This window comes from Alloprevotella sp., assembly GCF_057240785.1.
Genome location: NZ_DBHHRH010000037.1, coordinates 92,924 through 117,471 on the forward strand (window position 1 = coordinate 92,924; position 24,548 = coordinate 117,471).

19 protein-coding genes, 1 tRNA gene and 1 pseudogene are annotated in these 24,548 nt (G+C 46.7%); 5 read left to right on the forward strand and 16 right to left on the reverse strand.

All coding sequences use genetic code 11. From position 1 onward, the window contains the following. Positions 1-48: 48 nt before the first annotated feature. From ACO4R2_RS08725 to ACO4R2_RS08795, 15 genes are all read right to left on the reverse strand, one after another. Positions 49-783, reverse strand: coding sequence for a GIN domain-containing protein (locus ACO4R2_RS08725; RefSeq protein ID WP_484769917.1), 735 nt, complete (start codon positions 781-783; stop codon positions 49-51). A gap of 76 nt (positions 784-859) precedes the next feature. Next, a tRNA-Arg gene (locus tag ACO4R2_RS08730) sits at positions 860-933 on the reverse strand. A 97-nt stretch (positions 934-1,030) separates the two neighbouring features. Beyond that, positions 1,031-2,068 (reverse strand): aspartate--ammonia ligase, encoded by a 1,038-nt coding sequence (gene asnA, locus ACO4R2_RS08735; protein WP_484769918.1) that lies wholly within the window; start codon positions 2,066-2,068, stop codon positions 1,031-1,033. Between the two features lie 223 nt (positions 2,069-2,291). Continuing rightward, on the reverse strand, positions 2,292-2,954 hold the full coding sequence (locus ACO4R2_RS08740) for a hypothetical protein (protein ID WP_484769919.1): 663 nt from the start codon (positions 2,952-2,954) through the stop codon (positions 2,292-2,294). 311 nt (positions 2,955-3,265) lie between these two features. Beyond that, complete coding sequence (locus tag ACO4R2_RS08745) at positions 3,266-4,282, reverse strand: endonuclease/exonuclease/phosphatase family protein (protein ID WP_484769920.1); 1,017 nt, start codon at positions 4,280-4,282, stop codon at positions 3,266-3,268. A gap of 114 nt (positions 4,283-4,396) precedes the next feature. Further along, positions 4,397-5,077: a BACON domain-containing protein gene (locus ACO4R2_RS08750; protein WP_484769921.1), complete on the reverse strand. Its 681-nt coding sequence runs from the start codon at positions 5,075-5,077 to the stop codon at positions 4,397-4,399. A 19-nt stretch (positions 5,078-5,096) separates the two neighbouring features. Beyond that, entirely contained in the window at positions 5,097-5,672 is a 576-nt protein-coding gene (locus ACO4R2_RS08755) for a DUF6624 domain-containing protein (protein ID WP_484769922.1), read from the reverse strand. A 59-nt stretch (positions 5,673-5,731) separates the two neighbouring features. After that, positions 5,732-8,512, reverse strand: a complete 2,781-nt coding sequence (locus ACO4R2_RS08760) for a putative LPS assembly protein LptD (RefSeq protein ID WP_484769967.1) — start codon at positions 8,510-8,512, stop codon at positions 5,732-5,734. A 125-nt stretch (positions 8,513-8,637) separates the two neighbouring features. Next, positions 8,638-9,174: an HDIG domain-containing metalloprotein gene (locus tag ACO4R2_RS08765; protein WP_347718763.1), complete on the reverse strand. Its 537-nt coding sequence runs from the start codon at positions 9,172-9,174 to the stop codon at positions 8,638-8,640. A 505-nt stretch (positions 9,175-9,679) separates the two neighbouring features. Further along, a complete protein-coding gene (gene clpB, locus ACO4R2_RS08770; protein WP_484769923.1) occupies positions 9,680-12,280 on the reverse strand; it encodes an ATP-dependent chaperone ClpB in 2,601 nt (866 codons plus the stop codon). Between the two features lie 157 nt (positions 12,281-12,437). After that, on the reverse strand, positions 12,438-12,950 hold the full coding sequence (gene msrA, locus ACO4R2_RS08775; protein ID WP_484769924.1) for a peptide-methionine (S)-S-oxide reductase MsrA: 513 nt from the start codon (positions 12,948-12,950) through the stop codon (positions 12,438-12,440). Positions 12,951-13,013: 63 nt separating this feature from the next. Further along, positions 13,014-14,507, reverse strand: a complete 1,494-nt coding sequence (locus ACO4R2_RS08780) for a sulfatase family protein (protein WP_484769968.1) — start codon at positions 14,505-14,507, stop codon at positions 13,014-13,016. Positions 14,508-14,667: 160 nt separating this feature from the next. Further along, positions 14,668-16,086, reverse strand: coding sequence for a phosphoglucosamine mutase (gene glmM / locus ACO4R2_RS08785; RefSeq protein ID WP_311489618.1), 1,419 nt, complete (start codon positions 16,084-16,086; stop codon positions 14,668-14,670). Between the two features lie 147 nt (positions 16,087-16,233). Further along, entirely contained in the window at positions 16,234-17,757 is a 1,524-nt protein-coding gene (locus ACO4R2_RS08790; protein ID WP_484769925.1) for a TolB family protein, read from the reverse strand. Between the two features lie 16 nt (positions 17,758-17,773). Next, entirely contained in the window at positions 17,774-19,357 is a 1,584-nt protein-coding gene (locus ACO4R2_RS08795; RefSeq protein ID WP_484769926.1) for a DUF6057 family protein, read from the reverse strand. Between the two features lie 689 nt (positions 19,358-20,046). On the opposite strand from ACO4R2_RS08795, the pseudogene ACO4R2_RS08800 reads away from it, so the two are divergent. The 5 genes and pseudogenes from ACO4R2_RS08800 to ACO4R2_RS08820 all read left to right on the forward strand — a co-directional run. Beyond that, positions 20,047-20,553, forward strand: a pseudogene (locus tag ACO4R2_RS08800) (transposase); the annotation flags it as partial. 271 nt (positions 20,554-20,824) lie between these two features. Beyond that, on the forward strand, positions 20,825-21,379 hold the full coding sequence (locus ACO4R2_RS08805; protein WP_484769927.1) for a hypothetical protein: 555 nt from the start codon (positions 20,825-20,827) through the stop codon (positions 21,377-21,379). A 183-nt stretch (positions 21,380-21,562) separates the two neighbouring features. Next, the gene (locus ACO4R2_RS08810) at positions 21,563-21,994 is read left to right on the forward strand and encodes a hypothetical protein (protein WP_484769928.1); all 432 of its coding nucleotides are present in this window, start codon (positions 21,563-21,565) and stop codon (positions 21,992-21,994) included. A 196-nt stretch (positions 21,995-22,190) separates the two neighbouring features. Continuing rightward, positions 22,191-22,625, forward strand: a complete 435-nt coding sequence (locus ACO4R2_RS08815) for a L,D-transpeptidase family protein (RefSeq protein WP_484769929.1) — start codon at positions 22,191-22,193, stop codon at positions 22,623-22,625. Continuing rightward, on the forward strand, positions 22,609-23,172 hold the full coding sequence (locus ACO4R2_RS08820; protein WP_484769930.1) for a hypothetical protein: 564 nt from the start codon (positions 22,609-22,611) through the stop codon (positions 23,170-23,172). Before ACO4R2_RS08815 ends, ACO4R2_RS08820 begins: the two co-directional genes overlap by 17 nt. Before the next feature lie 159 nt (positions 23,173-23,331). Here the strand turns inward: ACO4R2_RS08820 and ACO4R2_RS08825 are convergent, their stop codons facing one another. After that, complete coding sequence (locus ACO4R2_RS08825; RefSeq protein ID WP_484769931.1) at positions 23,332-24,471, reverse strand: phosphotransferase enzyme family protein; 1,140 nt, start codon at positions 24,469-24,471, stop codon at positions 23,332-23,334. Positions 24,472-24,548 lie beyond the last annotated feature (77 nt).

Here is a 24,548-nt window from a genome sequence, read left to right on the forward strand (position 1 = left end):
TCATAGGAGATGTGGAGGGAATTCAGGGAAAGGCTTATTTTTCTATTCTTATTTTACTTCCAATCCTTTCGTGTTGATTTTTCCCAAGGAGGAATTTGTTTTATTGAGTTTGTTGGTATTCCCTTTCAAGGTGATAGAGCCTATACCGCTGCAGTTAGCCACTACGCTCTTGCAATTGACCGTGGCCGTGACACTACCCACGCCGCTGCTCTCCAGTTTGCAGTTGTTGCTCTTCACAGAGAATGTGCCCGAACCTACACCCGAGAAATCGAACGAAGCATTGCCCGAAACGGTGAAATGACTGTTGCTAAGACTGCCTACGCCTTCGCAGTCCACTTCAAGGCTCGTGCAACTGACATTGCCGAAGCTGGCAGATCCCACGCCTTCGAGGCTGATATCTAAATCTTTGGTGTTGAGCGCTTGGCAGGTGAAATTGCCCACGCCTTCTTGTTCGAGACTTCTCAAACTGGGAGCTGTCACATCAATGGTGCAACGAGAATTGTTGTTCTTCAAATTTCGCCGTGTAGTGATATAAAGCGTGTTTTCTTTTACATAAATGGTGTCGATACCAGGGCGAAAGGCCGTGGCCGTCACCTTATAGGTGTTGCCTTGCGTGAAGCGGACGTTGGCAACAGATTCCATCTTGATGTTTTGGAAATCTCGCAGATTGAAGGTTCTGTCAACTGTTTTCTGTGGATTTTTCTCGTTAGTGTTCAGCGTAATAGAACAACTGCTGGTGTTCACCACGAAAGCGAGCAACGCAAGGGAAAGAAGATTTTTCATACTTGTATTTTTTGAGTTATACAAAAGCAGGAGAGAAGGACACATTGTTCCAACTCTCCCGCCAGATAAAAAGAAGTGACTCCGATGGGACTCAAACCCATGACACATGATACCGGAAACCATTGCTCTATTCAACTGAGCTACGGAGCCATAGTCCTATAAGACAATTGCAAAAGTAAGGAATTATTTGGAATTAACAAAAAAAACATCGGTTCTCGCCGCGCTGTGGGGGAGAACCGATGTGATGTTAAATGAGTGGGATGCCAGCGTTGCTACATTGCTTGCGCATTTCAGTGGGCCAGATAGAGGCTTGAATCTCACCGATATGGGCTTTCTTCAGATACATCATGCAGAGTCGCGATTGCCCAATACCTCCACCAATGGAGAGAGGCAGTGTGCCGTCCATCAAACGTTGGTGGAAATAGAGTCCGAGGCGGTCTTCCTTGCCTGTAGCTTTGAGTTGGCGCAGCAGGGCCTCTTTGTCAACACGAATACCCATCGAACTGATTTCTACGGAGCGTCCCAGCGTGTCGTACCACAAAAGCAAGTCGCCATTCAGTCCCGCAGTTCCTTCCTCGTTGATGCTGGTCCAGTCGTCGTAGTCGGGGGCGCGCAGGTCGTGGGGCTTGCCATCGCCCAGTGGACCTCCAATGCCGATGATGAAGACGGCTCCGTATTCTTTGCATATCCGATCTTCGCGCTCTTTAGGTGTCAGTTCTGGAAAGCGTTGTCGCAGCTCTTCCGCATGGATGAAATGCACCTTTTCCGGCATACTCGGACGAAGCTGTGGGAAGCGTTCGCAGATGAGAAACTCCGTGCGGAGCATAGCATAATAGATGTTTTTGACAGTCTTTTTGAGGTAGTCGATAGTGCGGTCCTCTCTGCTGATAGAGCGTTCCCAGTCCCATTGATCAACGTAGAGGGAATGGAGATTATCCAGCTCTTCATCAGCACGAATAGCATTCATGTCGGTATATATACCATAGCCCACGGGCACTTGCTGGTCGGCCAACATCAGTCGCTTCCATTTTGCCAGCGAATGGACCACTTCGGCGCGCGTGTCGCCCAAATCCTTGATAGGGAAGGAGACGGGACGCTCCACACCGCTTAAATCATCGTTGATACCAAGGCCGCGCTGCACGAAGAGTGGGCCAGTGACACGGCGAAGCTTCAGTCCCGTAGCTAAGTTGGCTTGGAAAAATTCTTTTATCTCTTTGATGCCCTGCTCGGTGTCGTTGCGTCCGAGTAGGGCTTTATAACCTTTAGGTATGATTACTTTGCTCATTTGTGTGCTTTTGTGTTATTGATGCAAAGGTAATACAGCTTTTTGAAAGAGAAAAGAGAAATAAAGAATTCGTATGTAATTTTATTGTTGCATTTTTAGAAAGTACAACAATAGCGCGTGATATTTCACTAAAACTATAGCTTTATCACGCGCTACTATGAATACGAATTGTTTTGTAATAAAATATCTGTGTTCTTAACTTTTCATGGTATAAAATACAATTCTATAGTTCTTCGCCATTTGCTGCATTGTATCCGTTGTCATAATACATGCTTATATAATAGCTGCCATAAAATTCATCTATTCTAAACCAAACAGTCTTTTTAGAAAGTTTCTCTCCTATAAGTCCGTATATCGTGTTGTTGATAGATTCTTGTACTACCTTTGTTGGGTTTTGTAATTGTTCATCAGTATATAGTTCTCTTAATTTTTCTCTTATCATTTCTGGTTTTACTTCATTTATATTCTGATAAAAAGTAGCACTATAAATCTTTTTGTTTGCTGCCATCTCGTAACTAATATCTTCATCTTCTGGTATCATTTGCTGCTCCATGGCTGTGTACCTTGGATTATTTTGAAATTGGTGTACTAGATTGTTAAAACGAACTTTTATATCGGCTTCATCTCTTGTGTTTACATCAGCAAGATAAATGCGATAAACTTTACCTCTATTTGTACCAACAAAAAGATGGACCTTTTCTCCATTAAATTGGCCTTTGAGAAAATCTTGATGGGGAACAGGCTTAAATCCTTTGGCTATAAGTTTTCTTTTCATTTCTGCTTTTGTACCATTGATAGGTATGCCTAAAAACTTTGTAATATCCTTTTGTGCGCACATTGATATGGCCGTAATTGCCATAAGGAGTATAGAAAAAAATCTTTTCATATTGTATATTTTAATAAAGAGTTGAATACATAGAACATCTTTGCCTATACTCTTCCTTTCTGAACTGGGGAAAAAGATAGACTGTGAAGTAAATATGTTTTGTTATTTTGCAATATTATTAAATTATTTTTGAAAAATATAGATTTTATTTAAGTAAGTGGTTTAGACATCTCTTTACGATCGAAGGAAAACAGTCTTTTCAATAAGGAGCTATAACTTTGAGGTTAAAGAAGTTATGGAAATTATATTTATAATATTGGGGATGTTAGCGATAATCTTTAAGTTGGTAATTTTCTTATTGTTTTGTTGCCTCACTCGTAGAGGTCGAGCAGGAGGGGAAGATGATCGGAAGTACCGCCGTGATAGTGAGGACCTACAAATGTGTAGCGAGGTTTGAGGCCGCCGCTGGGATCTGGTTCGGTCAGGAAAGGGAAGTGGACAATCTGACAAGCGGAAGGCGTGGTGCGGAGACCTTCTGCAGCCTGCAAGAGCGCACCATTCACTACGAATTGGTCAAGTTGGTTCCATTCTCCGCGAAACTTATAAGTGCCGCAAATATCTTCGGGCCCTCTGAGATTGGCTGAAAGGATGTAGAACGAAGTATCGGCAAATGGTGGTTGGGGCAATAAGGCGTGCAATCCCTCGCTTAGGCTGCGGTTGTGAAACTCATCATTGCAATCGCCCGTGATAACGAGAGCGGGGCGCAGACGGTGCTGTATCAAACTGTCGGCCGCGGCTCGGATGCGTTGCGCAGTGCGGATGCGGTAAGGCTCAGTCTTTTCTTGTCCGCCTGCACGACTGGGCCAGTGGACGGCCATAATATCGAGTGTATCGCCCGAAACTACTCGGCCACTCACGCGCAGCACATCGCGCGTGGGCTTTTCGGTGGTAGGATGGTAGGCAATACGCAGTGTGTCAGTTTCAAAGGGGCGAAATGTCATGGGCTGGAAGAGTACCGCCACGTTGATACCGCGCCGGTCGGCACTGTGGGTCACAATGTATTCGTAGCCCAAGCGGCAGAGCGATGTGTGGCGACAAAGGTCGCGGATAACGCTGTCGTTCTCCACTTCGCAAAGCACAATGACGTCGGGAGGGAGTGTGCCACCCACGGCAACAATGGCGCGGGCCAATTTCCCTAATTTGGCGTGATACAAGTTGCTTGTCCAGCGATATTTCCCTTGTGGCGTGAAGTCCACATCCTGTTTGCCAGGAGCGTGGATAGTGTCGAAGAGATTTTCGACGTTGTACTCCATGATTCGGAAGCGGCGATTTTGTGCCGAGAGGGAGAGGGAGAAGAAGAGGAGAAACAAAAGTAGCGTGTGTTTCATTGTAGGTGAGTTTTTAAGGTGAACATAAAAAAGAGCGCGAACCTTGTTTACGCAAGGGAGGTAAGAAAGGTTCGCGCTGTGGGAGACGGCGAAGAATGCCGTAAGAATGTTGGTTTAGTTGGCTGCTGCCTGCACCACTTCGATAGTGTCGGTGATGCCCGCAGAGGTCAGCGTGATTTGTCCAGTTCGCTCCACTCTGGTTGTGTTAGGCGTGATGGTGAGCGAGAGAGGGTGATAGCCCGCTGTCTGAGCGGCCGTGGGTACTTGAATCCACGCAGCGTTCGTTTGCACCATTGCGCCGTTGGCGTAAGTAGTGAAGTAGAAAGGTAGAGCCGTTGTTTTGGCATCGAGTTTTACCCCGTAGTATGCTCTATCGTTCAGTCTGTCATTGTTGAGGTCTTTGTAGGTGGCTGCAGGGGAGGAAATATTGAGCCAGCCCACTTGAACCACGGGCATATTGATGGTGTGCCCACCCTGAACATGGAAAATTGTTTGACGCGTGAGGCGGTCGGTGTTCACAGTAAAGGCCAGTTTGAGCAACGTATTGTAGAGTGCGCCTTTGTATTTAGGTGTCATCTCATTGGGAGTAACTGCCAACCAAGAGTTATCGACTGTCAGTTTCCACGCATCTGTTGAGAGCACATGGATGGTATCTGATGCTTGGTCAGCATAAGCCACCATGTTGGGCTTCATAGGTGCAAACTGCATAACATGCTGTTCGAATTCGCTTTTGCAGCTCGTAAGGGTCAGCACACCGGCTGCCACTACGGATAGAATCAATGAAATGTGTTTCATACGTATGGAAAATGAGTTTTTATTGAGCGTTTAGTATGGTTTCAATAGTGAGCGTGCGGTCCCATGTATAATTCCATTCGGGATGGCGCTTTGAGAGTTCGTCAATATAGGCTTGTTCCGAAGGTAGGCCTAATGTAGCACGGCGTTCGTCGAGTTTGTCAGCGTTGGCAACAGGCCAGAGATACGTTTTCCCATTCATCTCCATGAATTGTGTACCATAGATTTGCGGTTCGAGCTGATCAAATCGTATGCCGTCTTGGAAGGAGGCATAATAGAAAGCATCCAGGCGTTTTTTCTGCCATGCTTGTTCGATGAGGTGAGCCATCGGCAGGCGGAAAGCCAATGGAGAGTGGGACAGAACCAAGTAAAGTCCTTGATTGGCTTTAACGGAGCAGCTGTCAGGGTTATAGTCCGCGATGAACTCTTTGAGTACCGAGCGGTTCACACTGTCCTGTGCTTCGATAAGGCTATCAAGGGGTTCGATTTTACGAATCTGCTGATCCACATCAAAGAGGCGTTCGAGAAGCTGCGAAACGCTCTGCGCCGAGCAATTCAGGGCTGCAAGAGCAAAAAGGGATAAAACAATTTTCTTCATATTCATATATGTAAGGGGCATTCAGATGGCCACCCTTTTGTTTTTTGTGTCGTTGTTTGTTAGTACCATTCAATGTTGCTGGAGTAGCTGCTGCGTTTGTCCCATTTGAGAGCATCGGCAAGTTCGCTGGCAATGGCACGGAAGGTGAAGTTAAACGAAGTATAGGGTCTGAGCACCACGTTACACGACATTTCAAAGCAGTGGAGATTGCGAGAAAGTGATGCCGTTGTCATGGAAACGCGGTGTTGCTCGAAGTCGTAACCAGAGGAGAAGGTAATGTTCCAACCATCGGAAAGGCGGAGATTACCCGAAGCATTGAGCGTTTGCGTGAACCCGAAAGGATAGCGCATGGTGCGCTGGTTGATGGGTTTGTTGCGATTCTCAAACATGGTGATACCATAGGAGAGCGTGAGCGACCACGGCAGTTGGAAATGGAGATAGCCATCTTTGTCGACCTTGGCCTTTTCTTTCTGCACCGATTTCTTCTTTGTGGCCAACAAATCGGGGTCGATGTTGGCATCTTCCACGTTTGTTTGCTCATCGTTGTCTGGTTTGTTTGCAGTCTCTTCTGTTGTGTTGTTGCGGCGACCAGCGAAGAGGTTGCGCAACTTAGTGAACGTTTGGTTGTTGAGCGTGTAAGAGATGTTTTGGCTCATGCCCTGGAAGCGTCCGAAGCGTCCGTGGCTCCATTCGGTGCGGTCGCCCACCACCACATTGCCCTTGTTGTCGAAGACATAGGCGTAAGTGGCAAAGAGTGCTGCAAGGGAGAAGGTGTAGCTCTTGGTGAGCTTCAAGCGTAGGCGAGTTGTCAGGTCGCTCCATTGGCGCGTTTTTGCCGCCATATTGTAGGAGAGCGAAGCCGAAAGTTCATCTATAAGCGAAATCTTCTTGTAGCCCGTTGTGTCCTTATCGCTCTTGACCTTCATCTCAAGGTTGTTGGAGACGCTCATCGTGACCATTCCTTGTTTCGTACTGGAAGGATAACCGAAGATGCCACTTTGATACGGAGAATATGGTACTCGCTCCACGTTACCACTGGCATCCGTCTTATTGTAGTGCCGCGTGTAGCCGTAGCGTGAGGCGGTGAAGTCGGGCGCATAGCTGAAGCTGACATTGGGCTTAAAGACGTGGCGGATAGCAATAATCTTACTGCCGAAAAGCTTCTTCCAAGGTTTGTAGAATCCATAAAGTGTCGTGTTGGCACTTACGGCCACATTCCAATCGTAGAGATTGTAGAAACCATAGGTGGTATCGGCCACTTCGCGCAGTGCGGTAGCATCCCAGTTTCGCATGATGCGATTGGTGTACATCACATCGTTGAACGAGAAACTCGGAGAGATGTTGATGTATTTGAAGAGCTGGAACGTGGCATCAATAGGGATGCGGTGCTGCATACCATTGCGCCAGTCCTTGATGAGGTTGGAATGGAGCAGCTGATCCTCTTTCGTTGATATGGAGTTGTTGAATTGTCCCGTGTAGGACATAGAAATTTTTTCGTACCACCGTTCTTTCCCCACTTGGTGCTTGCGGCGGAACGGATAGAAGCGAGCGAGCGAGAAATTCAAATCGGGGAGCGACATGGTGATAGTACTGGTGCGCATGTCTTGTGTGAGGTTGGAAGAACCAGATACCGACAAACCGATGCCCGAAAAAAGATGGCTGAAACTCACCGAACTGGCGCGCGTGCTCTGCGTATAGGAGAGCGGGTTGTACAAACTCTCCAGATTTTTGCGCTCATAGTTTTCTGAAGCAAAGTTTACGCGAGCGGAGAATGTGGTATTGCCGCCGGCGGCAGCATCCTTCGTGTGGCTCCACTGCACCTTGAGGCTCGTTGTTTTCATGTAGTCCGGCAAATTCTTTTCGCCCTCCACCGTGTTGAGATAAGAGATGTAGAAATTACCGTTATACTTGTAGCGTTTCTTATAATTGGTCTCCAAACTCAATCCCCAGGAGCCTTTCGTGTAGATTTCCCCAAGGAGCTTTAGGTCCATGTAGTCGTTGAGCGCAAAGTAGTATCCACCGTTGCGGAGATAGAAACCGCGGACAGTCTCATCGCCGTAACTCGGCATGATAAAACCGCTGGAATATTTCTTATTAAAGGGGAAGAAACCATAAGGTATGCCGATGGGGAGCGGCACATCCTCAACCACGAGATAGGCCGGACCAAAGACGGTTTCCTTGCCCGGAATGACCTTGGCGCGCGATAGTTTCAGATAGAAGTGGGGGTGTTTGGCGTTACAAGTGGTGTATTTGGCCGATTCCAAATACAGCGTACCGTCGTCAGTACGTTTGGAGCGTTCGCTCTGGATAAAGCCGTTGCCCTGTGTGGTATTGACATTTTGGATGAAACCTTTCTTCGTCTTGAAGTTATAGCTCATTTGCTCGCTCACATATTCGTCTGAGCCCTGCTTGAAAGAGGGCTTCTGTTCGAGTACACCAGCCGTGTCGGCAATGGCCTTAGCGTGGACAAGGCTTGAGTCCATATTCATTGAGATATGGCCTGCATCGAGCGTCATATTCTCGTATTTCACTTCTGCTTTGCCGAAGAGAAACGCCAGTTTTGTGTCAGCATCGTAAACAACAGAGTCCTCGGCTGCAAAGTCCACGGGTTTCTCCAAGCCGCCACGCTTCTTCCGCAGCGTGTCCGTGCGTAGCGTGTCCGTGCGGACAGAGTCGATGCTGATGGCTTTGGTAGCGCGAAAGGTCGAGTCCATCTGTGCCCGGCGTTGGCGGATAAGTGCCGTGTCGGGCGTAGCTTTTCGAGTGGTGTCGGTCGCTGAGGCAGAGGAGGGCTGATAGTAGAGGCCATTCTTTATGCCTGCTGTCACGCACAACGCCATCAGTGACGATAAGAGTATCGTTATAAAGGTTCTCACCTGAATTGATCAATTTTAGTGGGCGAAGATACTAATTCTAATAGAATTAGGCCGTTTTCTCACTCTTTTTAACAGCCTTCAGCACTGTCTCAATCGAATTGTTCAACCCATTTACGGAAGATTTCTACACCTTTGTCGCCGAATTTTTCAAGACTTTTCACTGTCTCTTCCACCGTACGCTCACGTTCGGGATGACTTTTAGAGAAAAATTTATCGGCATAGCAAATCACCTGTTCTTCCAATGTTTCGGGACAGAGGTCTGTGGCGGGAGGCTCCACTCCGTGATCTCTGAAGGCTTGGCGGGTCATGCCCGTCCCCGTGTGGCGTTCGCAGATGCGGGCAAGGTCTTCACGACCCTCTCGGCGCATGAGTTCTGCTCCCAACATGCCATGGAGCAGATAGTTGAAATGGCCATGGCAATGGATGCCCGGTGCATCGGTCAAGAATATTCCAAGGTCGTGGAGCATAGCCCCATCGCGTAGGAGTTTTTCATTGAGATGCAGTTCAGGATGTTTGCTACAAACCTCAAGCGCCTTCTTTTCAACTTGCTGACTGTGGTGGATGAGCAACCGCCGAAGAGCATTGTCGTCGGGGTAGTACTTGTAAATGATTTCTAATGGATTCATGTTTATCAATCTCTTTGTTCCGTTGCAAAATTACTCAATTCGGAGGATTCAGCGAAGTGGAAGAATGAGGCTTTTCTTTATAAAAGAAAAACGGGCCAATTACTTGACAAAGCTGCCCATCCTTTTAGCCAGCTTCATCTGCTGTTCTCCTCAATTTTTTACGAAGATAAGTTTTTCTTAGCTCGATTTCCTATTTTTCTTCATCTAAATATCTATTTTTTTATTTTAGCGACTCTTTTTCTTTTCTTTTTGCTCCATTGATTAGCCTTTTCTATTCGAAAATACAATAAAGCTGTCGGCCAACACCCTTATTGTGTCAGCTGACAGCCTTATTGCGTTCGCCAGCATCCTTATTGGACAGACGAAAAAAATAGGACTATTCTACGCCCTCTCTCTTGCTCTTTCGATTTTGTGAGATTCTCGCCTGAAGAAACTGAGAAGTTATTTTACAAAACATAAAAAGCCGCGACAGGAGATACTGTCGCGGCTTTGAAAGTATAGAGCCTTACTTGTTTGTGAAAGTGAGGTGGTCGCCTTCGGCTTGGGCCGTTATCGGGCGACTCTTGTCGATGCTTCCACTCAACAGAGCTTTGCTCAAATCGTTGAGCAACAACCGCTGGAGCGCACGCTTCACGGGACGAGCACCAAACTCGGGATCGAAACCAGCTTCGCTGATGAGCGCGATGGCATCGGGAGTGACGGTGAGTTGTACCTCCTGCTCGGCGAGTCGGCGGATGACGGCTTCAACTTGCAGGCGAACAATGAGTTCGATTTCGTCCTTCTTGAGCGGCTGGAACATGATGATGTCGTCGATACGGTTCAAGAACTCGGGGCGGATGGTCTTTTTCAGCATCTCCAACACTTCGCTCTTCGTTTCCTCAAGAATCTTGGCTTGCTTAGCGTCGGGAAGTCCGCGCATAGCCTCGAACTTCTGTTGGATGAACTGGCTACCGAGGTTGGAAGTCATGATGATGATGGTGTTCTTAAAGTTGACCACACGGCCCTTATTGTCGGTCAGGCGGCCGTCATCGAGCACTTGCAGCAAGATATTGAACACGTCGGGATGTGCCTTTTCAATCTCATCGAAGAGTACCACAGAGTAGGGCTTGCGCCGAACAGCCTCGGTGAGTTGTCCACCCTCTTCGTAGCCTACATAGCCCGGAGGCGCACCAACAAGGCGACTGACGCTGAACTTCTCTTGATATTCTGACATATCGATACGCGTCATCAGCGTTTCGTCGTTGAAGAGATATTCGGCAAGTGCCTTTGCCAGCTCTGTCTTACCAACACCCGTAGTGCCCAAGAAGATGAACGAACCGATGGGGCGTTTGGGGTCTTGAAGACCTGCCCGACTGCGGCGAACAGCATCGCTTACGGCCTGGATGGCCTCGTCCTGTCCGATGACACGTTTGTGGAGTTCGCTCTCCATGTGTACCAGTTTCTCGCGCTCGCTTTGCAGCATTCGGCTGACGGGTATTCCTGTCCAGCGGCTCACTACGTCAGCGATATCGTCGGGCGTCACTTCCTCTTTGATAAGAGCTTCTGAGCCTTGGCGCTGATGGAGTTGCTTCTGGATGGAGTCGATTTCATCCTGCAACGCCTTTAGTTTGCCGTAGCGAATTTCAGCAACTCGCTCATAGTTGCCTTCACGCTCAGCACGTTCAGCCTCAAACTTGAGTTGCTCCATTTGTTTCTTGTTGTCCTGAATCTTGTTGAGCAATTCGCGCTCGCCTTCCCACTTTGCGCGGAAGTCCTTTTCGCGTTCCTCTAATTCAGAAATCTCCTTGTTGAGGGCGGTGAGTTTCTGCTCGTCGTTTTCCCGCTTGATGGCCTCCCTTTCAATTTCGAGCTGGCGCAGACGTCGCGTGATTTCGTCGAGTTCTTCCGGTTGAGAGTCACGCTCCATTCGCAGTTTTGCGGCAGCCTCGTCCATGAGGTCTATGGCCTTGTCGGGGAGGAAACGGTCGGAGATGTAGCGATGAGAGAGCTGGGCAGCGGCAATGAGGGCATCGTCCTGAATACGCACCTTGTGGTGGTTCTCATAACGTTCCTTCAGACCGCGCAGAATGCTGATGGCATCCTCCACACTTGGCTCGTCCACCATGACAGTTTGGAATCGGCGTTCGAGTGCCTTGTCCTTTTCGAAATACTTCTGGTATTCCTCCAGTGTGGTGGCTCCGATGGTTCGGATTTCGCCACGTGAGAGAGCCGGCTTGAGGATATTGGCAGCGTCCATGGCTCCCTCTCCTTTGCCCGCGCCCACAAGGGTGTGGATTTCATCAATGAAGAGGATAATCTCTCCGTTGGAGTTGGTCACTTCATTGACAACGCTCTTGAGACGTTCCTCAAATTCGCCCTTATATTTAGCACCGGCCAGCAGTGCGCCCATGTCAAGACTGAAAAGCTGCTTGTTCTTCAGATTCTCAGGCACATCGCCACGAACAATACGTTGTGCCAAGCCTTCAACTATGGCTGTTTTACCCGTACCTGGTTCACCGATGAGGATAGGATTATTCTTGCTTCGGCGACTCAAGATTTGCAGAACGCGGCGAATCTCCTCGTCGCGACCAATAACGGGATCGAGTTTACCTGTGCGGGCTTCGTCCACGAGGTTGCGGGCGTATTTGCCCAGTGCTTGGTAAGTGTCCTCGCTCGAAGCAGAGTCGGCCTTGCGTCCACCGCGCAATTCTTTGGTGGCAGCAATCAAGCCATTCTCTGTGACGCCTGCATCGTGTAGCATCTGGCTGGCCAAACCTTGGGTTTTAAGGATGGCGAGCAGGAGAGGCTCGAGGCCCACGAATTGGTCGCCATCTTTCTTGGCTATATCTGTTGCCTTGGTCAGAGCCTCGTTGGCGTCGCGGTCCAGATAGGGTTCACCGCCACTCACGCGGGGCTGACTTTGGAGTTCGCGGTCCACAACCTGCTGCAAGGCATTGCTGTTGACGCCCATCTTCCCGAAAAGGAATTGTGTGACGTTTTCCCCCACTTGCAGGATACCTGCCAGGAGGTGTACAGCCGTAACAGCTTGTTGCCCGCCGCTTTGTGCACGGTTGACAGCCTGTTGTACGGCTTCTTGTGCTTTAATTGTGAAATTATCGAAGTTCATAACTTTTTATTTTTATTATTTTGCCACACAATAAGACAAAGGCCGCGCCAAATGGAATAAGGGTGACATTTTGTCAGAGGTTCGTGCAAAATAATACAAAAAACATCCGCCAGAGTGAGTGGCGGATGTTGATGCGGAGAGCCTATGAATAGGCGGATTAGTTGTCGATACGCTGTGTTTCGCGAGCCATTTTCATGAGCTCGGGGGAGATATGACAGTAGCCACTTGGGTTCTTGTCGAGGTAGTCTTGATGATATTCCTCGGCAGCATAGAAATTCTTTAGTGGCATTACTTCTGTGGCAATCGGATCAGAGAAAGCGAAACTTTCCTCGGCCACGGCATCCTCTATAATGGCTTTGTCGGCTTCGTCCTCATAGTAGATTCCTGTTCTGTACTGTGAACCTTTGTCTGCTCCTTGTTCGTCGACCTGCGTAGGGTCGATCGTCAAGAAATACATACGGAGCAAAAAGAAAAGAGGAACTTTCTTCTCGTCATACTCCACCTTTACGGTTTCGGCAAAGTGGGTTGTGTCGGAGCAGACCTCCTCGTAAGTTGGGTTTTCCGTATTGCCGTTGGCATAGCCCACGGTTGTATTGACCACTCCGTGTATCTGTTTGAAAAAGTGCTCAGTGCCCCAGAAGCAGCCACCAGCTAAATAAATTGTCTTCACTATTTTGTTTGTCTTTTGATGTGCTAATCGCGAGCGGTAGATCGCGCGGATTATCACTTTTCTTTATTTCAGTTGCGATTCAATCGGGTCACGATATTGCCCTTGTAGGCGATGAAGCTCCTTGCGAAGTTCCTTCGTGATTTTCTCCGTACCAGCCTGACCATAGATATTATGGAGTTCGTGCGGATCATTCTTCAAATCGAAGAGTTCCCATTCGTCAATGTCATTGTAGAAGTGAATAAGTTTCCAGCGGTCCGTACGTACGCCGTAATGGCGCTTGACACTGTGTTCTGCAGGATACTCGTAGAAGTGATAGTAAATACTCTTGCGCCAATTCTTTGGGTGTTGTCCTTTGAGCAATGGCAGGAGGGAAACGCCGTCCATATCGGCTGGAATCGGAGCTCCCGCCAAATCGAGGAATGTTGGGGCATAGTCGATATTTTGTACCATCTCTTTGATTTCTCCGCGCCCTTTGAAGCCAGCGGGGAGGCGCATAACGAGCGGCGTGTTAAGGCTCTCCTCGTACATGAAACGTTTGTCGAACCATCCGTGTTCTCCCATGTAGAATCCCTGGTCGGAAGTGTAGACCACAAGGGTTGAATCGAGCAGGTTGAGGCGTTTGAGCTCATCCAGCACCCTACCTACGTTATCATCGAGGGACTTTGTCACTTTGGCGTAGTCGCGCATGAACCGCTGGTACTTGAATTCGGCCAGCTCGCGCCCAGAAAGATTGCGCTGCTTGAAGTCGGTTGTAATACTGTCATAGAAGCAGTCGTAATCGGCACGGTCGCGTGAATCCATGCGTCCAATCATGCTGAGGTATGAGTTCGTTAGGCGCGTGGCTGCCCCAGGTGTATAGATTTTGTCATCATAGACAATGTCCATGTCGTGGGAGGAAGCGATGCTCATCTCTTGAGCTGCTGCTGCGGCTCTGCCTTTGTAGTCGTCGTAGAAAGTCTCGGGCACTTTGAACGTCTTATCCTCGTATTCGTGGAGATACTTGATTTCGGGTAGCCAACAACGGTGACAAGCTTTATGATGGATGAAGAGCGCGAAAGGTTTGGACTTGTCGCGCTGGTGCTCTAACCAGTTGATACTTTTATCTGTGATGATGTTGGTGATGTATCCTTTCTCTCGCACAGTGTCGTTCTTCATCGTGATGAAGTCGGGGTTGTAGTAATCACCTTGTCCTGGAATGATGTTCCAGTAGTCAAAGCCAGTGGGCAGACTGATAAGGTGCCACTTACCGATGAGAGCTGTTTCGTAGCCGGCCTTTTGCAGAAGCTTCGGCATGGTCTGTTGCGATCCGTCGAAGATACCGTGCTCGTTGTTGGTGAAGCCGTTGTTGTGAGAATGTTTACCCGTCAACATGCAAGCGCGTGAAGGGCCCGAAAGAGAATTTGCCACGTAGGAATTGACAAACTTAACGCCATCGCGGGCAATGCGGTCTAAGTTGGGAGTGGAAATATGGCTCTTGTCATAGCAAGACATCATTTGCGCCGTATGATCGTCGGTCATGATGTAGACTATATTGTAGCGCTGAGCAGCTGCAGCCATAGGTAGCAAAGAGAGTAGGGCTACAGCTTGGGTTTTCTTTTTCATAAAGCGGAGATAAGGGTTATAAAAAGAAAGGATTGTGAAAATTAAGGAAGGGTATATAAAAATCGACGCGGGGAGTATGCCTTTTCAGAGACATACTCCTCGCGTCGGGTAGTATTTAAGCTTTGTCAGAACCGGCGGCTTGCTTGTTCATCGTTTTCTCAACGATGTCGATGAGTCGCTTACCCAGAGCATCGGCTTCCTCAATGGTGTGAGCCTCTGAGAATATGCGGATGATGGGTTCGGTGTTGCTTTTTCTGAGGTGTACCCACTTGTCGATGGTATCAATCTTCAGACCGTCGATTTCAGTAAGGTTCTCTTTTGCGAACTCTTTTCTAACTTCAGCCAGAATAGCGTTGAGGTCTGTTTGGGGTTGCAAATCGATACGGTTCTTTGCGATGGCGTAGAGTGGATACTGTGCTTTCAGCTGCGAAGGCGTTTTGCCCGACTTTGCCATATAGGTAAGCATCAAGGCAATACCAACTAATGTGTCACGACCATAGTGGGCTGCTGGATAGATGATTCCGCCATTTCCCTCGCCGCCGATCACGGCGTTGGTTTCCTTCATCTTCAGCACGACGTTAATCTCGCCCACAGCAGAAGGGGTATACTGTCCACCGTTTTTCTCTGTCACATCGCGCAGGGCACGGGTGGACGAGAGGTTACTAACGGTGTTTCCTTTCGTGTGTTGGAGAACCCAGTCAGCACAAGTAACAAGGGTGTATTCTTCTCCATACATTTCACCGTCTTCTTGGATGAAAACCAAACGGTCTACATCGGGGTCACAAACAAAGCCGATGTCGTAGTGCTTTTCTTTCATCACGCTGCAAATCTCATTCAGATTTTTGCGTAGCGGTTCGGGATTGTGAGCAAACTGTCCGTTGGGCTCACCATTCAGTATGTCATAAGTCACGCCCAGCTGGTCGAGAAGTTTCGGTAGGATAATGCCACCCACGGAGTTGATAGTGTCGAGACAGACGTGGAACTTAGCGTTTCGAATTGCTTCTACATCTACCAGTTCCAAACCTTTGACCATATCAATATGGTATTGGTCATAGATGTTTTTTTCTTCGTAGCTTCCGAGCTCATCTACGTCGGCATAGACAAAGGAACGTTCATCGTCGGCCAGGCGAACCACCTCCGCTGCCTCAGCTGGGGGGATAAATTCTCCAAGTTCGTTGAGGAGCTTGAGTGCATTCCACTGTCGAGGATTGTGAGAAGCCGTCAGGATGATACCTCCCACAGCGTTTTCAGCAGGAACAGCTATTTCTGTCGTTGGAGTAGTGGCCAGGCCGATGTTGACTACATCGAAGCCCAATCCCATAAGAGTGCCGCAGACACAGTGGCTCACCATTTCTCCTGAAATGCGCGCATCGCGTCCCACGACAATTTTTTTCTGTACTTTTCCGCCAACTTTTGCAGCACGGAGGGTTGCATACGCTGTTACAGACTTTACAATGTCGAGCGGATTAAGTGTATCTCCAGTGTGGCCGCCGATGGTGCCGCGGAAACCAGAGATAGATTTTATGAGTGTCATTTATTTTGAGTTAGGTTTTAGTTTTCTTGATAGACAGCACAAAGTTAAGAAAGTTCAGAAGAAACTGCAAGAAGTTTTTCTAAGAAATGAAGCCTATAGATGGCAATTCTCCGCAAGAATTTCTGGGTTCTTGCGGAGAATTGGAGATTATTTCCCAAGTGGTGAATATTCCACTTTTTTAGTGTGTTTGTCATCGTAGACTGCTTCGCGTATCTTGTCGACCGATACTTCCACCTTTGTTCGTGTGAGTTCGGGAACATTGAAGCTCTTGAGTAATAGTTTGTTTTCCTCTGGGTCGGCCTGTGGTAGGACGAAAGCTTTGTGGGCGCGGCCCTCCTTATCGAAGTAGGCAATAAAGGGGCGCGTGTAAGAGCCGTCCATGCGCCGACTGCTAAACACAATCCAGCGGCCGTTGCTCGACCATGTGTGATAGCTGTCTACGTCAGGGCTGTTGGCTTCCGTGAGAGGGCGAATCTCTCCGGTCGTTAAGTCTTTGATCCATAGGTCGCTTGATTTGTGCCAGATGTGGAACTGGCCGTATTTTCCGAGGGTGAAGAGCAAGTATCGCCCATCGGGACTGACACGCGGAACACTTGCGCTGAGGCCCATACTTGTACAGTTTACCTCCAATTGTGGTGGTCCGAACCGGCGGGTCTTCTCGTCGAATGTCATACTATATATATTATAGCGCACAGAATCGTGGCGTTCCAATATGCGATTGATGGCTAGGCTGTCGGGCAGTCCTTTGAAATCGGGTACATAAGCATCACAATAGTAGAGTTTCTTGCCATCGGGAGCCCAACAAGGGAATGTCTCAAAATGATCGTCGGTTTTGAAAATATTTGAGAGCTTGTTGTTGTCCGCATCATAGAAAACGAGGTCGCTGGCATAGTCCACCACTTCTATCTTATTCTTATTGATCATGTGGAAAGCCTGTCCCGTCTTGTTACTGGAGAAAACCACCCAGTTGCGTGTTGGGTGCCACGTTGGGTATACGGTGTTGGCCAGTGTAGAGTCGGTTTTCATGTTTAGCTTCTCAATCTTTCCATTCTCTATCAGCATTGTTCCGCCGTGTATGGCGCGAACGTGGAAGAGCATGCGCTTCGTGTCGTAAGCCTGATAGTTGTGGCAGTTGATGCAATGGTTCTCCTTTTCATCAAACGTACGGTTGTTTTCATAAATCGGCGTTTGTTCGAAGTTTTCCAAATCGCGCTGATAGATGCCCAGTTGGCGATAGAGTTCGTAGCTGGGTTCGATGAGGCGATAAGAGAGATATTTGTCGATAGGCTCTTTGGCTACATGGATAACATATTTCGGGAAACTCACCCACTGGCCGTTACGCTCAGCATAGAGTTCTACGCTCAAGTCGCGCCCCTTGTTGGCCGTGAGCAGCTTGCGCCATTCGGTACTGTCGAGAAAGAGTTTTCCATCCTCATTACCCCCTACCACGAGTTGCACGCCTTGTCCTTGGATCACTCCCACAAAGTTGTCGCCCTTTGCCGTCACCTGGAAATTGAGTGGAGCAATGTTGGGCGGAATGGTGATGTCGCGGTAGTCGGGGTATATACCTGCCACCTCCTTCACGGGAGTGGCATTTTGGGGAATGCTCACCTCCTTAGCACAGGAAGCAAAGGCAAAGAGCGCGAGCAAAAAGAAATATATTTTTTTCATAATTCAGCTGAGCAATTTAGTTGACCTGTCCTTTGTTTTTACGGTTGTTGTCCACATTACCTTCATTGTTTTCGCAGAAATAATAGTAGAAGTAAGTGCCCAACCAATCTTTTTTCAAGTTGGCGCGTAGAGCCTCCTTGTCCTTAGTATAAGGTCGGGCCGCCATGAGGAAAGATTGGAGGTTAGCCATAATCATTTGGTTCACTCCGTACTGCTTTACCACGTCCTGATAACCTTGCTTGATGGCGAGGCAGGCGAGGGCCTCTTGCATGGTTTGAGAAATGGGCATCCCGTTTTGCACCATGAAATTGATGCGTGGGAGCAATGCCACCAAGTCTTTGGAATAGAGACACGCCGCAGCCGAGGTGATGAGTGTTTCGTTGGAACCCCTGTTCACACCGAGATTGTAGCCCAAGAACACAGGCTGACGATAGTTTTGTTCGAAAAGGTCCTCTTTCGGGAGAAACTTCTTGACACCAGCCAACTCCGAGTCTTCATCGATGAGCTTAGGATTGTTGAGCATCGGCTCATAGCGATCCACAAAAGTTTGCTCAAACGGAACGTGTTTCAATATGTCGAGATATTTTTCGGCCAGCTCTTTCTCACCAGTCAGGATGGCACAGAGCGCACAGCGCTTGAGGTTGCGCGTGGTGGGTCCGTCCATCACGATGCGCTCAAAGGCATAGTGATAGGCCGGTTGCACGAGTCCCGCGGCAAAGTCGCAATCCGCCTGGAGCAGTCCATACTCCTCGCTGCCGTCCACCTTTTTCAGACCAGCATCGGGATAGTCGTAGGGGATTTCAAAAAGGCGATCCAAGAGCTGATCGGTGCGGAGCAACGCTATGGCATGGTAGGCGGCCACGGTGCGGGTGGGGCGGCGTGCCGACATAGCATCATCGATCATTCCCTCCCAGTCCTGCTCCATCATCTTGTTCTGCATTTTAGCTCCGAGAATATCGTTCTGATGGCGATACATGGCATCGGCGTAGAGCCCCGCGAAACCAGCAACGGCCAATAGGAGACCGATGCGTAGCCCTTTCTTGCTTGTCTCGGACTGCTCTTTGCCCCGGCGGAGGAAACGCGCAATTTGTGCCACTACGACGAGAACCACCAGTGTGAGGAACGGAATGAGCATTAGGCGGCTCGGCTCGGCTTTGTAGTAGAGGTTAGTACCCATTTCAACAATGTAGGCCATGATGGCAATGGGCAGAAGAAAGGCGATGCCCCGCCAGCGAGCAGGGATACGGAAAATGGCATCCAATTGGCAGGCGATGGCCGTGAGGAGAGTGGAGAGAATGAGACCGCCCACCCATTTTGATTTGAACACCACCATCAGATAGCGGCCGAACCAAAAGAAATGGCCGAAGGGCGTATCGGTGAGGAACTTCATAGATGTGGCATCGCTCACCACAAAGGCATCTTGCTGTGCGCGCACAAAGACATCGCCATAGATGAAAGTGCAAAAAACGAGCAACAACACGAAGCCGCAAATTTTGATAAAGGGATTCCAACAAAACTGTTTTTTAGGCTTCATGGCCTTTGTTGGCGTCTGCTTTGCCGGGGCTTTGTGTTGCGGCTTGTAAGTTTTTTTGTGTGACATTATCAAGGTATATGATTACTTTGCTGACAAAGGTACAACTTTTTGCGGATTGGTCTTGCGGTTTCTATGTTTTAGCCGCGAAGAGGAGAGCTTTTGGCCCACGAAGTTTCACGAAGGAGGCGAATGGATACGAATTTTCTTTTTCGATAAGTACTCACAAATGAGATATTGAAAATATAAATTCGTACTCATTCGCCTTATTCGTGTCCATTCGTGGGCTTAAGACCAAAGGAAGTATATCCCTGTAAAGAATCTTCGCAGTTTTCGGTTCTCAAGAATAGCGTAAAAATCAGCGGAAGATATGGTGGCTTATTCCGTCCCTGCCTGCACGGACTCATTTGATAAGGCTGTTGGCGGATACAATAAGGCTGTTGGCGAGTATCCTTATTGCACTGGCTGACATCCTTATTGTGTGAGCTGACAGGATAAGGAAAATATTCTGTGAAATGGTACTGAAAAATACGCTTACAATACTGCAATGCCTCTTCTGGATGGGATTTTTCTGAAAAACGAAGGCACGGATGCGCGTTGACCATCTAAAAGTGGGCAAGATAGCTGCATTCTCAGTCTCTTTTAAGAAAATGATTTGTCAAGTTATTAACCCCAATTCGGGATAAGCAGTTCTTCTTTTTCCTCAAAAAAGTTTCAATAAAAGCCTATTTAATACAACCCCAAAACTCAAGCCCACCCATTTCGGTCAACTCTGTGTTGCCGACATTACCTATGTTGCCACTCAAAGAGGTTGGGCATACCTCTCACTGGTAACAGATGCCGTCTCAAGAGTCATAGTAGGTTGGCAACTCCATCCCACCTTATCCAAGGACGGCCCCATAGAAGCCCTGAAGAAAGCTATCGACTTTTATAGAGCCAATCATGTCAACCCAGCAGGGCTCATTCATCACTCCGACCGAGGCACTCAATATTGCTGTAATGAATACATTGCGCTATTGCAAGACCTCGGAATAAGAGCCAGTATGACTCAAACAGGCGCCCCTCTACACAATGCCCTAGCAGAGAGGATCAACAATACCGTAAAGAACGGATGGCTCTTTGAAACACAAGAAAAGAGCTTCGGGGAAGTAAAGGAACTCGTTCAAAAAGCCGTTGATATATACAATCGAGTACGTCCCCATCAAAGTTTAGAAATGAGGACACCTCTCGAAGAAATGAAACGGTTATTAGAACAAGCAGCATAGTACAATGTCTCTCGGGGGCTACTCGCCCCCTGCCGACAGCACCCCCTCGGTGTTTTTCATTCCTCAAGCAGCCACCGCAAAAAAAATGGAATGCCAAATAAATTAAAAATCCTTATCTTTGCCACCATAAGGCAAGTGTCAACCTAAAACAGATTTAGGAAACAACAATGACAACCTCCTCTAAACTTAACTTCAGGAGCTGTCAACCAAAACATATTTTAACAAACAGAACTGTCAACCTTTTTCAGTACAGAGCAATATGAGACTATTTATGTTAATATTATCATTTATTGTTTGCTCCAATATTTGGGGGCAAACAATAAGTTTACCCATAGTTCCCTTGAATATCAACTTGAAATATATTAATCAATTTGACTCCTTGGGTAAAAAAAATGGGTGTTGGTATGAAGTTTCTGATGATATTGTTTCACTATGCTTCTATGTTGGTGGAATTAAAAACGGCTTTGTTCAAATATACAGAAAGTTAGGACAAAATAAATATTATCTTCAAGCTTCTGGATATTACCGTAATAATATGCAAGCGTACCAATGGCTATTTTTTTATACTAATGGTATGGTTGCTACTTCACAAACCAAAATTTCAAAAAATTCAAACTTTTTGAAAGAGGCACAAAAAGCAGGATTTCGTACCCCAAACTCTACATTGCAGTGTTATATTATAAATTATAATATCAATGGCAAAATTACATCAGAAGGATGGTGTATATTTCAAGATGATGTAGAAGATGATGCACAGGAAGTAGGAATATGGAAATACTATACCTCGCAAGGTATAAAAATTGTAAACAAGTCTTTGGAATATTGAGAAGAACTGCTTATCCCGAATTGGGGTTTATAGGAGGTGCTGCCGGATATTTCACAGGAAGAACTGTTTCTGAAACAGTGTATGATAAAATTACCCAAAAAGGAATTCCTTTGGGGCACAGATAATTAAAATTAAGATGCCCCTTTTGATGTATCAAGAGGGGCATCTTGCAAAAAGACGGATATGATAGTAAAAGACATTTTATATAGGAACAAGGATATTGGTTATGGGCTAAATGTCATCTTTAAATTAGATGATAATACATTTTTGCTATTTGACTCTATTGGTTTCTCTTTTGTTGAGAAAGCCAACTTGTTGGACAATAAATGGAAACACTGTTCATATTGGAAGAACAAATCGCAAATAAATGGTATTTATGAAGATGAGTTAACTGCTTATTTTGTCGTATTCTCAAACGGTGATATACTATATATATATCAATCCATTAGTGGAGATGAAAAAATTAGACAAGAAATGCGTTTCGTTTTGCCAAATGATTCGGATTATAATGACATAATTTCTTATATGAATGAGGATTGGATAGATGTATGGTATAGTAAGACTGGTTCAATTAATAGAATTATTTTTAGGTCTGGAGATAAAACTCATAAGTAATGCAATTATATGATTACAAAAACGAGCCGTCTCAAACAAAAATGTATTCTGTACTTAGTGTCTCGCAATGCCTCCCAGAATCGCATTGGCAGATTGATGCTTCGCGAGGACGGTAGTGGTGCTATCGAGTATTACTACGGTAAGATGGGTGAGGTCTTGAAGAAATGCAGATACCCCCCAAGGAAAATATAAAATATTGGGATGGAGGAAAGCTGGAACAAAGCGTTATCCAACTATATCTTTTGGTCCTAATGACCTGCTTGCTTTAGAGTATCAAGGTGGTGAAGGGGGAACCAGACAAGGAATGCACACACATGGAGGCCACAGGCAAAAGCCTGGTTTGATGGGAACACATGGGTGTATGCGAATGGCAGATGCTGACATAAAGGAACTTAAAGAAATGGTTACACAGTTAGAAAAAAATGATCCCAACGAGAAAAAAGGATTCCTTACGTTGAAAGATGATTTGCAGGTTCCTGTCAGCTATAATGATAGAGATAAAATCAAAGAAGAAGTAAACGAAATGAAATCCTACGAGTTACCTGAAGTTATTGTCATAGGTCATAGAACTCAAAAGGTAGAAAAGAACGAAACAAAGAAAGGAGGAACAAAACATGAGACAGAACAATAAAAATACCCTGCTTCAAATGGCTCTGTTATGTTTTTTGGGAGTTACAAGTTGTAATAATAATTCTAAAATCATTTATACAGCAACACAAAGGGAATCGGATTTTGATAAAGATACAGTTCTGAAAAAGGAAGCAAGTAAAGACATCTGTACAGAGCCTGATGATAGCCTTTTTGTGCAAAGAATTATTGATGGAAACTTTTTTCAAGAGAAGATTTCCAAAGAACAGGACTATGTTCTAGTCGTAAAACATTGTTTTGCACATACCGATGAACAATATGATGAAACTTTTGCTGATGGTTTGAGCCATATGCTGGTCAAATATCCCAACAAAATAAAAGGAATACAAAAAGCTATAAGTTTACTTCCTATCGAACAACAAAGCAAGGCTAATCATAATATGATGATTTATATCGTATCTTCATGGATAATGGAAAACTATACAGATTCCATCAATTTAGATATGTTCTATCAATCATATCCTTTTTTCAAGAAAGACCCTGAAATTGAGAATATCTTGAAAGAACAGTTTAATAATGGAGTAAGATAAATGACTTTGTCGTTAGAAAATATACATAGCATTTCTAGTAATGCATCAAATTGGGGTTATTAGGCAGTAAGGCGTTGTCTGGAACGTATAAAAAAGGGAATTTCCAACTGGTGGAAATTCCCTTGTATAGAGATAAAGTGAAGGCACGAAGCCTTGTTTTTATGCCTCAAAAGTGTTCAAGAGGTTGTTGTACTGACCAGCAGGGCCACGCTGACCCACCACTTGCTTGATGAAGATTTCCATTTCCGTTTCGTGCTGGTCGGCGCTCTCAAAGAGTTTCCACTGTGCGCGAGCACGCACTAAGTTGTGGTCGGCATACTGTGTTTTGTAATATACATCGCCGTTGATGTAGTCGATAAGGAAGCGCACAGATTGCATATAGGGGAAGAGCTTTGCAGCATAGGGGAGGTTTTCCACCTCAACCGGGGTGAGGAATACGCCTGCACTGTGGAGATAGCCCTTAGCGAAAGCCTTGAAAATCTCAATATTGAAATTCACATTGTCCAGGTTCGGGTCGTCCTCCTTACCTGTGTTGGCAGCGGAACGTAGGTAGTCGCCAAAATCAGAGAAGATGAAGTTGGGCATAACCGTATCGAGATCGATGACACAAAGCACTTTGCCGTCTTTATCAAAGAGGATGTTGTCAACTTTCGTATCGCAGTGGCAGATGCGCTTCTTGAGTTTGCCTTCGCGCTGCAAGCGTTCGGCTTTTGTCATCTCTTCAGCGCGTTCCTTAATGGCCGCGATGAGATCACGCACATTGTCCACGCGGCCGCTACGGTTCTCCTTTGCAGCTTCTTCGAGTTGGTGGAGGCGGAATTCGAGGTTGTGGAAATCCTTAATGGTCTCGCCCAGTTTTACGGGGATATCTGCCAGCCAGCTCTGGAACTGTCCGAATGTTTCGCCTACGATGAAGCTCGTTTCGGGAGTGACCTCAGTCATGCTCGTAGTATCGGGGATATAGACCATAAGGCGCCAATATTTCTCTCCATCGAAGTAGTAGTATTTTCCATCCTTTGCCGGAATGAAACGCAGGCACTTGCGTTCGATGTCCTCCGTGTGGTTGGCCTCCAGCTTTTTGCGGATATGGTCGGTGACGTGGATAATGTTGTTCATCAGCATATCAACGTCGGGAAAAATCTTGTTGTTGATGTGTTGCAGTACATAGTCAGGATCTTCGCCCTCTGTGGTGACTTTGTAAGTAGTGTTGATGAGTCCGTTACCAAGGGGCTTCACGTCAATCACGTTGCCTTTTACATCGAATTGGGCTACAATGTTGAGCAATTCTTTTTGTTCCATAGATTTATAGTTGTATGTTTTTGTTTATGTATTCTGTTTCGAAAACGCAAAGAAAGTAATTTTATTTCACAAGGGCA